The following is a 13,390-nucleotide window of genomic DNA, read 5'->3' on the forward strand; positions in this document are numbered from 1 at the left end:
CCCCCGGAGGCCGCGCCCGCGCCGTCCACCAGGTCGCCGGCCGCCCGGGCCGCCGCCCCCGCCACGACCAGGGCGGCGAGCGGGGCCGCGGCGCGGGAGAGCGGAGCCAGCTCGGTCCGCTCGGCGAGCACGTCGGCCACGGCGCCCCGGCGCCCGGCGGCGACGGCGGCCAGCTCGTCGCGGACCTCGGCCATGGTGGGCCGGTCGGCCGGGTCGGGGGCCAGCATCCGCAGCAGCACCGGCTCCACGTCGCCCGCGCGGGTGGGCGGCTCGAACCGTCCGGCGGCGACGCGGCGCAGCATGGTCCAGCTGTCCGGGTCGACGCCGAACGGCGGCACGCCCTCCAGGCAGGCGTAGAGGGTGGAGCCGAGGGAGAAGACGTCGCTCGGCGCCGTGGCGGGCCGGCCGCGGGCGCACTCCGGGGCGAAGTAGGCGGGGGTGCCGCTGACGGTGCTGGGGGCGTCGGCGCTGGCCTCCCCGTCGGCCTGGGCGATGCCGAAGTCGGCGATCTTGACGACGCCGTCGTCGCGGCCGCCCTCCCCGACGAGGATGTTGGAGGGCTTGATGTCGCGGTGGACGATGCCCAGGGCGTGCGCGTCGGCCATGGCGTCGGCCACCTGGGCGCCGACCTGCGCGACCTGGGCGACGGGCAGCACCTGCTCGGCCCGGATGACGCTCGCGAGGTCGCGGGAGGGCAGGTGCTCCATGACCAGCCACGGGTCGGCGTCGTGGGTGACCACGTCGTACACGGCGGTGGCGTGGACGTTGTCGAGCCGGGCGGCGATGCGGCCCTCCCGCAGCGCCCGCTCCCGGCGCGCCTCCCGGTCGGCCTCGTCGACCCCGGCCACCACTTGCTTGACGGCCACGGTGCGGTCGAGGGCGTCGTCGTGGGCGAGCCACACGGTGCCCATCGCCCCGCCGCCGAGGGGCTCGACGAGGCGGTAGCGGCCGTCGAGCAGCGTGCCGGGCCCGATGCGGGGCGATCGGTCGTCGTCCACGCTCACGGTGGCTCCTGGGGGTCGGCGCGTCGTGCCGCGGGCGGGTGGGTGGCTCGGACCCTAGGTGCCGCGACCGACCCGGGGCGACCGCGGCGGCCCTTGCGGGTGGTCCGACGCCGGGGGAGGGTCGTGGTCCTCGACGGGCACCGACGGCGCCCGCGGCGCGGAGGGTGGGTCCGGTGGCGGGTCGGTTCGAGGGCAAGGTCGCGTTCGTCACCGGGGCCGCGCGCGGCCAGGGGCGGGCCCACGCGCTGCGGCTGGCGCGGGAGGGCGCGGACGTCCTCGCCCTCGACCTCGCGGGCCCCCTGCCCGCCTCCGTGGTCTACGACTCCGCCACGCCCGAGGACCTCGCCGAGGTGGCCGCCGCGGTCGAGCAGCTCGACCGCCGGGTGCTGACCCACGTCGGCGACGTCCGCGACCTCGCCGACATGACGGCGTTCGTCGAGCGCGGGGTGGCCGAGCTGGGCCGGCTCGACCTCGTCGTCGCCAACGCCGGCATCTGCGTGCCCGCGGCGTGGGACACGGTGAGCCCGGAGATGTTCCGCGACCACCTCGACATCAACGTCACCGGCGTGTGGAACACGGTCATGGCGGCGGCACCGCACCTGGTGTCCGGGGGCCGGGGCGGCTCCATCGTGCTCACCAGCTCCTACGCGGGCAAGAAGATGCAGCCGTTCATGGTCCACTACACGACCAGCAAGCACGCGGTGACGGGGATGACGCGGGCGTTCGCCGCCGAGCTCGGGACGCACGGGATCCGGGTGAACTCGGTGCACCCCGGTGGGGTGGCGACCCCGATGGGCGGAGGCTCGATGGTGCAGGCGATGACGGCGGCCACGGAGACCAACCCGCGCCTCGGGGTCATGGGCACGACCTTCATCGACCCGCCCTACGCCGAGGCCGACGAGATCGCCGACGCCGTCGCGTTCCTGCTCTCCGACGAGGCCCGGTTCATCACCGCCGAGCACCTCTCGATCGACGGCGGCGCGCAGCACTTCTGAGCGCCCGGTCCCGTCACCGGGCGCCCCGCCGCGACCGCGGATACGGTCCATCCCGCCCGGTCGCCCCGGCGCCCGCCCGGGGTCCCGGGAGCTCACCGTTCGGAGTGCCCGTGCCTGCCTACGACGACCTCCTGGCCCGGGCGGCCGCCGGCCGCACCGTCCTCATCGACGGAGCCACCGGCACCGAGTGCGAGCGCCGCGGCGTGCCGGTGCTGCCCGGCGCGTGGAGCGGCGGCGGCGTGCTGACCCACCCCGACACCGTGCGCGCCGTGCACGCCGACTACGTGGCGCTGGGCGCCGAGCTGCTCATCGCGGACACCTTCGCCACCCACCGCCACGTGCTCGACGCCGCCGGGGTGGGCGAGCAGTTCGAGGCGGTGAACCGGCGCGCGGTCGAGCTCGCGATCGAAGCCCGCGACGCCGCCGGCGCCGAGCACGTGGTCGTCGCGGCCGGCATCAGCAGCTGGACCTTCCTCACCACCCAGCTGCCCCGCGAGCCCACCCTCGACGAGGTCCGCCGCAACACCGCCGACCAGGTCGCGGTCCTGGCGGCCGCCGGGGCCGAGCTGGTGATCCTGGAGATGATGGTCGACGTCGACCGGATGCTGGCCACCCTCGACGGCGCGCAGACCGCGGGGCTGCCGGTGTGGGTGGGGCTGAGCTGCGGGGACTACGGGCAGCGGACGTTCCCGGACAGGGTGCCGCGGTTGAAGCACGGCCAACCGATGAGCGAGGCGATCAGCGCGTTGGACGGGCGCGGGGTCGACGCCCTGGCGGTCATGCACACCGACGTCGCGCTCGTCGACGCCTGCCTCGACGTCGCGCTCGCCGAGTGGTCCGGACCCGTGGCGGTGTACGCGCACAGCGGCGACTTCCGGGCCGGGCACTGGGTGTTCGACGACGTCATCTCCCCGGCCGACTACGCCGCGCACGCCGCGGGGTGGGTGCGCCGCGGGGTCACGATCGTCGGCGGGTGCTGCGGCATCGGGCCCGAGCACGTCCGGGAGCTGGCCGCACTGGTGACGTCGGAGGGCTAGCGCCCGCCGGAGCCGCCGGGCAGGCACTCGGGCGCGTAGTCGAGCTGGCCGTCGGCGTAGAGGCCGGTTCCGACTTCCTGGTCTCGTGGGCAGGACACCAGCGCGACCCCTCGACTGCGTGGGCCGCCCGGGTTGCCGACCACCCCGGGCTTCGGGCAGTTGACGCCGCGGCAGACGGGCTCCGTCGTGGACGCAGCGGACGACGTCGCGGCGCTGCCGCTGCCGCTGCCGTAGGGAAGGTCGTCGAGCATCTGCACGCTCGTCCCGTCCCACTGGTAGCGCACCGTGGTAGTAGTGCCGTCGTCGCACGCGCTGCATGACCCGCCGGTGCGGTAGTTCAGCGCCACGGTGTCGCCCTCGCTCAGCGACGGGTTCAGGCTCGTGAACCCGTACGCGGTCGAGGTGGCGGTCCCGATGTACGTGCCGTCGTGGAACAGCAGCGCCTGCACCGGTGACCCGCCGGTGGCACCCTCGACGTAGACCAGCGCGGCCGAGAGCGTCGCGCACGGGTCGTAGTTGCCTCGCACGCCAGCGGTGCTGAACGGCCGGCCGGTCCGCGTCTCCGGCGGCAGCCCGTCGACGGCGTCCGTCACTGCTGAGGCACTGAGATCGACGCCGCAGGTGGGAGTCGGGTCCGTAGGGGTCGTGTCAGGTGGTGACGAAGACGTCGTGGCCGACGCGCCGGAGGTAGTGGTCGTGACGGCTGGCGTGGCGGCCGTGGACGGCGCCGCCGCTGGCGTAGGTGCCACGGCCTCGCGACTGCCCAGGACATATCCCGTCAGCAGCGCGACGGCCAAGGCCAACACACCGGCTATCGCCGGCCACGGCACGGTGCGGGGCTTGCGCTGCCCGACCGGGTCGTCGCCGCCCCCCAGGACGTCGTCGCGCTCCGCCACATCCCCTCCGATCCGTCGATCGACGGTGGCATCAGACGGACGTCCTTGTCAGCGGATTCGCGGAACCCGCGCGGCCGCGGGTCAGCGCCCGATCGCCGCCAGGGTGGCCTCGGCCATCTTCGCCTCGCCCACCGCGTTCGGGTGGACGGGGTAGGCGTTGACGGGCGCGACCAGCGGCTCCATCCACCGGGCCGGACCGGCGCACGCGTCGTGCCCGGCGGACTGGGTGAAGGTGTCGACGTAGCGGGACCCGGTGGCGGCGGCCGCGCGGCGCACCGCGTCGTTGAGCACGAGCTGCTGGTTCACCAGCCACGGGACGTCACCGATCGCGATACTCGTCTGCGCGGTGCACGCCGCGCTGCCGACGGGCGGCAGGATCTGCGGGTAGCCGAGGATGACGACGCTCGCCCGCGGCGCCTTGGCGCGCACCGCGGAGAGCGCGTTGACCAGGTTCGGGTAGGTCTGGTTGCGGATGGTGTCGACGAAGGTCGACCCGTACGTCCGCTGGCAGGGGTTGCCGGTCGGGTCGGTCGGGGTCAGCTGGGCGCAGCCGAAGAACGAGTTGACGAAGACGCCCTCGTCATTGCCCCCGATGGTCATCGTCACCAGCCGGGTGTCCTTGGTGACGGCGTCGAGCTGCGGGGGCTGCCCGGCGGTCTGCGGGGTGAAGTAGTCCGAGGTGCGGGCGCCGCTGCAGGTGACGTCGGTGAACGACGCGGGCTGGGTGGTCGCGGCGATGTCGTGCGGGTAGTTCAGCAGCGAGCGGCTGCAGGCGGCAGGAGCGCCGGGCACCTGGGGCAGCACCCCGGCGGCCGAGGAGTAGCTGTCGCCGAGGGCGACGTAGGGCGAGGTCTTGATCGACGCGCCGTTCGCGGTCGGTGGGGTGGTGCCGGCCGAGGCGGTGGCGGTGCCCCCGGCGAGGGCGACGGCGACGAGGGCAGCGCTGGCGAGCAGGGAGGCGGTGCGGCGCACGGGGACTCCTGGGTCGAGGAGCGGGGCGACGGTGCCTCGCTGGCTGTGACGCAGGTTACGCACTCCCGCGTTCCGTGCGAGACGAGCCCGAGACGGTCAAGCACCCACCAAGCGTCGGCCTGCGGTGGCCTGAGGTGCACCCGACGTGACCGGGGGGTCGCGCGCAGGGGGGGTTTAACGTGAAGGTTCTCGTGGTGGCGTTGGCCGTGGCCGGCGTGGTGCTCGCGGGGTGCAGCAGCGAGCCGACGCAGCTGACGACGGCGGAGTGCGCGGCCGTCCTGCAGCAGCGCAGCGCGGCGCCGCCGCCGGAGGGATCTGCGCAGGCCGACCTCGCCGCACTGGGGTGCGCCGACCTCCCCGTCACCACCGCGCCGCCGACCACGACGACGACAACGACGACGGCCCCGACCACCACCGTCACGTCGGCCGCGGAGGTCCCCGTGGTGGAGGCCGAGCCGGAGCCGGCGCAACCCACCGCCATGACCGACGCCGAGTGCGACGCGTACGCCGCGAGCTCGCCGTTGCCGAACGCGGAGCTGTTCCCGGAGATGCGGGCGATCGGGTGCGGGGACCGGCTCGACGAGCTCGAGGCGGCGGCAACCGCGTCCGCCGAGGCCGAGGCGCAGACGTACCAGCCGCCCACCTCGACCTACGAGATCCCGAGCTGCCCCGCGGGCCAGGTGTTCTCCGGTCTCGGTGGCGGCTGCATGTCGCCCGAGGAGTCGGCCACCATCTCGTACAACGAGGGTCTGTGCGGCGGCGGGTACGGCCCCGTCGAGATCTGCGGGCCCGGCCGCCAGGGCGGCTGAGCGCCGCCGATCAGACCGTGGCGCGCTCTCGGTCGGCCCAGTACGGCCGGCGCAGTGAGCGCTTGAGGATCTTGCCCGTCGGGTTGCGGGGCAGAGCCGCGATGACGTCGACCGAGGTGGGGCACTTGAACGTCGCGAGCTGGCCGCGGCAGTGCGCGATCAGCTCGGCCTCGTCGGCGTGGTGGTCGGGCTTGAGCGAGACCACGGCCTTGACCGTCTCGCCCCAGCGCTCGTGCGGCACCCCGATCACGGCCACCTCGGCCACCGCCGGGTGCTCCGCCAGCACGCGCTCCACCTCGGGGCTGTACACGTTCTCCCCGCCGGTGATGATCATGTCCTTGATGCGGTCCTCGACGTAGACGAAACCGTCGGCGTCGACCTTGCCCAGGTCGCCGGTGCGGAACCAGCCGTCGGCCACGAGCACCTCCGCGGTGGCCTCGGGCTTGCCGAGGAACCCCTTCATCACCTGCGCCGAGCGCAGCCATAGCTCGCCGTGCTCGCCGACGCCCACCTCCTCGCCGGTGTCGGGCTCGACGACCTTGACCTCCATGCCGGGCAGCGGCACGCCCGCGGAGACCAGGCGCTCGTAGCGGCCGGTGGCCAGGGCCTCGCGGTGGTGCTCGGGCATGAGGTGGGTGGCCACGCCGGCGGTCTCGGTGAGGCCGTAGACCTGGATGAAGTCGGTGTCGGGCCAGGCCTGCATGGCGGCGCGCAGCAGCGGCAGCGGCATGGGGGCGGCGCCGTAGGTGTAGGTGGTGAGGCGGCCGAACAGCGCGACCGCGTCGGGCCCGGCGGCCAGCACCTGGGCGAGCACGGCTGGGACGAGGAACGTGGCGGTGGCCCCGGCCATGATCGCGCCGGCCAGGGAGGCGGCGTCGGGCTCGCGGGTCATCACGCTGGGGACGCCGTCGTGGATGCCGAACAGCACGTAGGACGAGCCGCCGACGTGGAACAGCGGCATCGCGACCATGGACTTCTGGCCGGGCCGGAACTCCCAGCCGTCGTGGGCGGCGAGCGTGTGGGCGACCATGTTGGCGTGGGTCAGCATGATGCCCTTGGGCCGGCCCGTGGTGCCCGACGAGTACATGACCAGGCAGGTGTCGTCGGGGGTCACCTCGGGGTCGCGGCCGGTGGGCTCGGCGCCCGCCAGCAGCGCCTCCCACTCGTCGCCCTCGGTTCCGTCCGGCGTCACGGTGACGACGTGCTGCACCGCGGGCAGGTTGTGGCGCACCTGGGCGACGGTGTCCACGAGCTCGACGCCGACGACGAGGACGGTCGCGCCGGAGTCGGCCACGGCGTACTCCACCTCGTCGGGGGAGCTGCGCCAGTTGACGATCGCGTTGGCGGCGCCGAGCGTGCTCGCGGCCATGGACAGCTCGACGCAGGCCGGGTGGTTCTTGTCGAGGAACGCGACGACGCCCCCGCGGCCCACGCCCAGGGCCTTGAGCGTCCCCGCGGCTCGGCGGACCCGGTCATCCCACTGCGCCCACGTCCACGTGCGGCTGAGGTAGGTCATCGCCTCGGCGTCGGGCGTGGTCGCGGCCCAGTGGGCGAGGCGGTCATCGAGGAAGGTCGGCGCGGGCACGGTCACCCGCCCATCGTGGTCCACGTCACATTGAGGTGGCAAGTCAATACTGTGGCTGCCCTTTAGTACCGACTCCATTTGTAGTGGCGTAGGCGAGTTCCCGCTGAAGCGAACGTGTTCTTATCAAGCGCTATTTGGTCTGCCGTTCATTCTTACGGCCCCCCGCTGGCCTCGATCTGCGGCGCGATAGCTAAGGAAGGATCGGCAACGATTCGAAGGAGCCACAGATAAGCGAGATCCGGCAATGACTCGCCGAGTTCGCCAGTGTGGGACATTAGCAGATGCTTTTGACGCCTGTTCGCTAAAACCTTACTACCAGCGGCGTGAGAAAGGTTGCGCACAACGCGCAAGTAGTCAGGAATGGCGTCATCCCACTGGACTGTCTCATCTCCGGTTCCCTTAGCTCGGGGCACCTGCTCAAGACCTCCGGCGCGCGCCCTGGTCGTTGGCGTAAAGCCTTTTTGGACGTCGTCCAGAGCGTCAGCTGCGGCCTCGCATCGCCATAGCGCGATAGGAGCGACCGAGGGCGGTAATGTAGATCGCAGATCGGTGATGGCCTGCCGTACTTTCGAAGGAGTAGTCATAGTGCGGAAATCAAGAATCCGCATTCCCTCAAGGGCGTCTAGGACATCCCACAAAACTTTGACCCGCAGCGCCTGATTGCGTCTTGTCGAAGAAAGAAGGTCCACTAAATCAGTGAAAACTTGCTCGAGGCTAAGCCCATATGCTGTCTGGCGCGCTGGGTCGTGCTTCGGGTGGGACCTATTTACGACAAAGTTTGTTGGATCCAACCGATCACGGAGAATTGTATTTATACGCTCAGACCACCAAAGCAATAGTTCGGTGGCTTCACGCTGCGTGAAGGAGCAGCTCATGGGGGATTGATGGAGTGTCGTTGCGCGATCTGATCGTGCGAGATCCATCAATTGCGTGGAGGGCTCGGTTTTGCCAATAACTGGATAATCAAATAACCAGACGATAGTTGCTTGAGGTCGTGTAGCCGCAATGCCGGTTACCCAGGGAGCTAAAGTAAGGAGTGCTGGCGAGATGAACGGTTGGAGGCCGTAATCGAAGGCGCCAATTAGCGATCTTGCGCCATTGAAGCCCTCGAAAATAGCTTCGGGCTGCGAGAATACCTCGGGGCCAAACTCGGCAGCGGTCAGGGCTCGCAAAAAGGCACCTCGAGTCAGAGCTAATCTATCTGTCTCTACAACAAAAAATCTCGAAGTCGGGTGTTCTAGACGAAGTACGTTTTCGATAAGCCCTCTTAGGCGGTCAAGAAGTTCCGGCGACTCTGCGAGGCCAATGGCGGTTTGAAACAACCGTACAGCCGCGGTAAAGGAAGGGTCGTGCTCCAGCCTTGTTATCTCGGCTGGTAACTTGCGAATGAGATCTTCGCTTACTAGTCCGCTAGGCGAAGGGTACGAGGCCAGTCGCTCCTGCACATTATGACGGTAGGGCTCGACAAGTTCTTCGATCCGTACAAGGCTTGCGCGCGTCTTCAAGTAGTTTTCTTCAGGAGTAACTAGTTCATCGGTGGCAGCAGCCGATCGCACTTTCCAGCCAGCTTCCGGCGCAATTTGTGCGGCCGACCGAGGCGAAGTGGCGGGTAGGGATACGATTGCCCAACGAGTAGGCATTTATCCGCCTCCCAACTTATAGACAACATTCAAATTTTGTGCCCCTAGCAGGATTCGAACCTGCGACACACGGTTTAGGAAACCGATGCTCTATCCCCTGAGCTATAGAGGCGCGCGCCAGCTCGCGGGCCCGGCGCGCCCGGGACGATACCGGGCGGTCCGCCCGTCCCGACGCGCCTGCCGCCTGGGGCTACCGTGCGGTGGTCGACTCCCGTCGTGGCGTGAGTCACACTGGCCGGGATCCATCAACACATGCGTTCACGACGACTCGGGAGACAACACGTGAAGACCAAGGGCGCGATCCTCTGGGGCATCAACGAGAAGTGGTCGATCGAGGAGATCGAGGTCGGTGAGCCCCAGGCCGGTGAGGTCATGGTCGAGCTCGCCGCGTCGGGCCTCTGCCACTCCGACGAGCACCTCGTCACCGGCGCCACCCCCATCGAGACCCCCGTCCTGGGCGGTCACGAGGGTGCGGGCACGGTCATCAAGGTCGGCGCCGGCGTCACGGGCCTGAAGGAGGGCGACCACGTCGTCACCGCCTTCATCCCCGCCTGCGGGCAGTGCCCGCCGTGCTCCAACGGCCATCAGAACCTGTGTGACCTCGGCGCCGCGCTGCTCGGCGGCAAGGCCATCTCCGACGGCACCAACCGCGTCACCGCCAAGGGCCAGGGCGTGCAGACGATGTGCCTGCTGGGCACGTTCTCCCCGTACATCACCGTGCACCAGGCGTCCGTCGTGAAGATCGAGCCGGACATCCCGCTCGAGGTCGCGGCGCTGGTCGGCTGCGGCGTCACCACCGGCTGGGGCTCGGCCACCAAGGTCGCCGACGTGCGCCCCGGTGAGAACGTCGTCGTCATGGGCGCCGGCGGCGTGGGCATGAACGCGGTGCAGGGTGCGGCCGCGGCCGGCGCGAAGCGCGTCATGGTCATCGACCCGGTGGAGTCCAAGCGCGAGCGCGCCATGGAGTTCGGCGCCACCCACACCTACGCCAGCGCCGAGGAGGCCATGGGCGGGGTCAACGAGCTCACCTGGGGCCGCATGGCCGAGAAGGTCATCATCACCGTCGGCGACATCCAGGGCGAGAACGTCCAGGAGGCCCTCTCGCTCACCGGCAAGGGCGGCCGCACCGTCGTCACCGGCATGGGCTCGGCCGCCAACCTCGACGTCAAGCTCAGCCTCTTCGAGCTCACCCTGCTGCAGAAGGACCTGCAGGGCGCCATCTTCGGCGGCTCCAACCCGCGCGCCGAGATCCCCGCGCTGCTCTCCCTCTACCAGGAGGGCCAGCTCAAGCTCGACGGCCTGGTGACCACGAAGTACAAGCTCGAGGACATCAACCAGGGCTACGACGACATGAAGGCCGGCAAGAACATCCGCGGCATGGTCGTCTACACCGACGCCGACCGGAACTGACGCTCCGGTTTCAGACTCGACGGCCTGAAACCGAAGCACCCGACGACCCCCTCACCCCACCCGGGTGAGGGGGTCGTCGGCGTTCGAGTTGGCACGCCCGTCGGCCCGGGCAGAGGGTGGAACCCATGCCTGGACTGACTGCACGTGAGCAGACCCTGATCGACTCCCTCCCCACGAAGCTCTGGATCGGTGGCGAGCAGGTCGACGCCGCCGACGGCGGCACCTTCGACGTCATCGACCCCTCCACCGGCGACACGCTGGTCACCATCGCCAGTGCCACCCCCGACGACGCGACCCGCGCGCTGGACGCCGCCGTCGCCGCGCAGGCCGACTGGGCCGCCACCCCCTCGCGCGAGCGCGGCGAGATCCTGCGCCGCACCTGGGAGCTGGTGCAGGAGCGCAAGGACGACATCGCCCTGCTCATGACCCTGGAGATGGGCAAGGCGCTGCCCGAGAGCACCGCCGAGCTGACCTACGGCGGGGAGTTCCTGCGCTGGATGTCCGAGGAGGCCGTGCGCGTCAACGGCCGCTACACCCACTCCCCGCTGGGCACCGGCCGCATCCTCGTCCACGAGCAGCCCGTCGGCCCCTGCCTGGCCATCACCCCGTGGAACTTCCCGCTGGCCATGGGCACCCGCAAGCTCGGCCCCGCCTTCGCCGCCGGCTGCACCATGATCGTCAAGCCCGCCGGCGCCACCCCGCTGACGATGATGCTGCTGGCCCAGCTCTTCGACGAGGCCGGCCTGCCCAAGGGCGTGCTCTCGGTGCTGCCCACCGCGCACTCCGCCGAGGTCACCGAGCCGCTGCTCGACGACCCCCGGCTGCGCAAGCTCACCTTCACCGGGTCCACCTCCGTCGGGCAGGGCCTGATCGAGAAGTCGGCCAAGCACCTGCTGCGCACCTCGATGGAGCTCGGCGGCAACGCCCCCTTCGTGGTGTTCGACGACGCCGACGTCGACGCCGCGGTGGACGGCGCGATGCTGGCCAAGATGCGCAACGGCGGCGAGGCGTGCACCGCGGCCAACCGCTTCCACGTGCAGCGCCCCGTGCTCGAGGAGTTCAGCCGCAAGCTCACCGAGCGGATGGCGGCGCAGACCGTGGGCCGCGGCTCCGAGGAGGGCACAGAGGTGGGCCCGCTCATCAACTCCGACCAGGTCGACACCTGCCAGGAGCTGGTCGACGACGCAGTGGCCAAGGGCGCGACCGTGCTCACCGGCGGCTCGGCGCCCGACCGGCAGGGCACCTACTACACCCCGACCGTCCTCGGCGGGGTCACGCCGGACGCCCGCATCCTCAAGGAGGAGGTGTTCGGCCCCGTCGCCCCGATCACGGCGTTCGACACCGAGGAGGAGGGGATCGCGCTGGCCAACGACACCGAGTTCGGCCTGGCCGCCTACTTTTACTCCCAGGGCCTCGACCGGTGCCTGCGAGTGGCGGAGTCCATCGAGGCCGGGATCATCGGCGTCAACCGCGGCGTGGTCTCCGACGTGGCCGCCCCCTTCGGCGGCATGAAGGCCTCGGGCTTCGGCCGCGAGGGCGGCGTCGAGGGCATCGCCGAGTACCTGGAGACCAAGTACATCGCCATGACCCCCTGACCCCATCCCGCATCCCGCGGGCTCGATGCACTGGGACGGCCCCCGGACCTGCATCGAGCCCGCGGGATGCAGGGGGTGCGCCCGGGCTAGCCTCGCGCGGTGCTGCAGGACGTGTTCGCGCTGGCCGGGATCGCGGCCTTCGCCGCCTCGGGTTCGCTGGCCGCGGTCCGCGCCCAGCTCGACCTGTTCGGCATCTGCGTGCTGGGCACCCTGACCGCGCTGGGCGGGGGCGTGCTGCGCGACGTGCTGCTCGGGGTCACCCCGCCCGTGTCCCTGGTGTACTGGCCGAACCCCGCTGTGGCGCTGGCGCTGTCGTTCCTCGCCTTCGTCGCGCAGCCCGGGCTGGTCAAGCTGCGCCCCGCCATCCTCGTGCTCGACACCATCGGCATGGGCCTGTTCGCCACCCAGGGCGCGGCCACCGCGCTCACCCTGGGCGCCGGCGGGCTGGCGGCCGTGGTCGTCGGCACCCTGACGGCCATCGGCGGCGGGGTGCTGCGCGACGTGCTGCTCAACCAGGTGCCCGAGGTGCTGCGCCGCGAGATCTACGCCCTGGCCGCGCTGCTCGGCGCCGTGGTCGTCGTCGCCGGCGAGGCGCTCGGCCTGCGGCTCGACGTCGCCACCCTCGTCGGCGCGGCCGTGGCCATCGCGCTGCGCACCGTGGCCGTGCTCCGGGACTGGAACTTCCCCACCCCGAAGCTGCGCTGACCGCCAGGCACACTGGAGCCCGTGCGCATCCTCGTGGTCGACGACGACCGGGCCGTCCGGGACTCGCTGCGTCGCTCGCTGACCTTCAACGGCTACTCCGTGGGCCAGGCGGCCGACGGCGCGGAGGCGCTCGCGGCGATCGCCGAGGACCGACCCGACGCGCTCGTCCTCGACGTGATGATGCCCCGGGTCGACGGCCTCGAGGTGTGCCGGCGGCTGCGCAGCACCGGCGACGACCTGCCCATCCTCGTGCTCACCGCCCGCGACAGCGTCTCCGAGCGGGTGGCCGGGCTCGACGCCGGCGCCGACGACTACCTGCCCAAGCCGTTCGCCCTCGAGGAGCTCCTCGCCCGGCTGCGCGCCCTGCTGCGCCGCGTCACCCCGGAGGACGCCCCGTCGGAGGTGATGCGCTTCGCCGACCTCACCATGGACCCCGCCACCCGCGACGTGTTCCGCGGCGAGCGGTCCATCGCGCTGACCCGCACCGAGTTCTCCCTGCTGGAGATGCTGCTGGCCAACCCCCGCCGCGTGCTCACCCGCAGCCGCATCCTCGAGGACGTGTGGGGCTACGACTTCCCCACCTCGGGCAACGCGCTGGAGGTCTACGTCGGCTACCTGCGCCGCAAGACCGAGGCCGACGGCGAGCCCCGCCTCATCCACACCGTGCGCGGCGTCGGCTACGTGCTGCGCGAGACCCCGCCGTGAGCCTCAGCCCGCCCCGCGCCGAGCACCCCCCGACCGT

Annotated in this window: 12 protein-coding genes and 1 tRNA gene; 7 read left to right on the forward strand and 6 right to left on the reverse strand. The window is 71.1% G+C overall.

Annotated features, from left to right (window positions below; all coding sequences use genetic code 11):
- Positions 1-1,004: serine/threonine-protein kinase (locus tag ACYVOF_RS18440; protein WP_460869092.1), on the reverse strand; the 1,004-nt coding region annotated here is incomplete at its 3' end.
- 173 nt (positions 1,005-1,177) lie between these two features.
- On the opposite strand from ACYVOF_RS18440, the gene ACYVOF_RS18445 reads away from it, so the two are divergent.
- Positions 1,178-1,999, forward strand: coding sequence for a mycofactocin-coupled SDR family oxidoreductase (locus ACYVOF_RS18445; protein ID WP_460869094.1), 822 nt, complete (start codon positions 1,178-1,180; stop codon positions 1,997-1,999).
- Positions 2,000-2,109: 110 nt separating this feature from the next.
- Positions 2,110-3,036, forward strand: coding sequence for a homocysteine S-methyltransferase family protein (locus ACYVOF_RS18450; protein ID WP_460869096.1), 927 nt, complete (start codon positions 2,110-2,112; stop codon positions 3,034-3,036).
- On the opposite strand, the gene ACYVOF_RS18455 is transcribed toward ACYVOF_RS18450, so the two are convergent.
- Both ACYVOF_RS18455 and ACYVOF_RS18460 read right to left on the reverse strand, forming a co-directional pair.
- Complete coding sequence (locus ACYVOF_RS18455; protein WP_460869098.1) at positions 3,033-3,563, reverse strand: LppP/LprE family lipoprotein; 531 nt, start codon at positions 3,561-3,563, stop codon at positions 3,033-3,035. The two genes, ACYVOF_RS18450 and ACYVOF_RS18455, sit on opposite strands and share 4 nt — an antisense overlap.
- A 450-nt stretch (positions 3,564-4,013) precedes the next feature.
- On the reverse strand, positions 4,014-4,904 hold the full coding sequence (locus ACYVOF_RS18460; RefSeq protein WP_460869100.1) for an SGNH/GDSL hydrolase family protein: 891 nt from the start codon (positions 4,902-4,904) through the stop codon (positions 4,014-4,016).
- Positions 4,905-5,083: 179 nt separating this feature from the next.
- Here ACYVOF_RS18460 and ACYVOF_RS18465 point away from each other — a divergent pair, with 179 nt between their 5' ends.
- A complete protein-coding gene (locus ACYVOF_RS18465; RefSeq protein ID WP_460869101.1) occupies positions 5,084-5,713 on the forward strand; it encodes a hypothetical protein in 630 nt (209 codons plus the stop codon).
- Between the two features lie 10 nt (positions 5,714-5,723).
- Here the strand turns inward: ACYVOF_RS18465 and ACYVOF_RS18470 are convergent, their stop codons facing one another.
- The 3 genes from ACYVOF_RS18470 to ACYVOF_RS18480 all read right to left on the reverse strand — a co-directional run bounded on the left by ACYVOF_RS18470 (position 5,724) and on the right by ACYVOF_RS18480 (position 9,050).
- Positions 5,724-7,304 carry a long-chain-fatty-acid--CoA ligase gene (locus ACYVOF_RS18470; RefSeq protein ID WP_460869103.1) on the reverse strand — a complete coding sequence of 527 codons (1,581 nt, stop codon included), beginning with the start codon at positions 7,302-7,304 and terminating at the stop codon, positions 5,724-5,726.
- A 146-nt stretch (positions 7,305-7,450) separates the two neighbouring features.
- Positions 7,451-8,854: a hypothetical protein gene (locus ACYVOF_RS18475; protein ID WP_460869104.1), complete on the reverse strand. Its 1,404-nt coding sequence runs from the start codon at positions 8,852-8,854 to the stop codon at positions 7,451-7,453.
- Between the two features lie 123 nt (positions 8,855-8,977).
- Positions 8,978-9,050: transfer RNA gene (locus ACYVOF_RS18480), tRNA-Arg, on the reverse strand.
- 170 nt (positions 9,051-9,220) lie between these two features.
- Between ACYVOF_RS18480 and ACYVOF_RS18485 the strand changes: the two genes are divergently transcribed.
- The 4 genes from ACYVOF_RS18485 to ACYVOF_RS18500 all read left to right on the forward strand — a co-directional run bounded on the left by ACYVOF_RS18485 (position 9,221) and on the right by ACYVOF_RS18500 (position 13,353).
- Entirely contained in the window at positions 9,221-10,348 is a 1,128-nt protein-coding gene (locus ACYVOF_RS18485) for an NDMA-dependent alcohol dehydrogenase (protein ID WP_460869106.1), read from the forward strand.
- A gap of 125 nt (positions 10,349-10,473) precedes the next feature.
- Positions 10,474-11,943 carry an NAD-dependent succinate-semialdehyde dehydrogenase gene (locus ACYVOF_RS18490; protein ID WP_460869108.1) on the forward strand — a complete coding sequence of 490 codons (1,470 nt, stop codon included), beginning with the start codon at positions 10,474-10,476 and terminating at the stop codon, positions 11,941-11,943.
- Between the two features lie 99 nt (positions 11,944-12,042).
- Positions 12,043-12,648 (forward strand): trimeric intracellular cation channel family protein, encoded by a 606-nt coding sequence (locus ACYVOF_RS18495; RefSeq protein ID WP_460869109.1) that lies wholly within the window; start codon positions 12,043-12,045, stop codon positions 12,646-12,648.
- Positions 12,649-12,669: 21 nt separating this feature from the next.
- Positions 12,670-13,353 (forward strand): response regulator transcription factor, encoded by a 684-nt coding sequence (locus ACYVOF_RS18500; RefSeq protein WP_460869111.1) that lies wholly within the window; start codon positions 12,670-12,672, stop codon positions 13,351-13,353.
- Positions 13,354-13,390: the final 37 nt, after the last annotated feature.

The organism is Rhodococcus aerolatus, from assembly GCF_054783215.1.

Coding starts and splice junctions, on each gene's coding strand:
- ACYVOF_RS18490 (WP_460869108.1), top strand. CDS start 10,474: ATGCCTGGACTGACTGCACGTGAGCAGACCCTGATCGACTCCCTCCCC.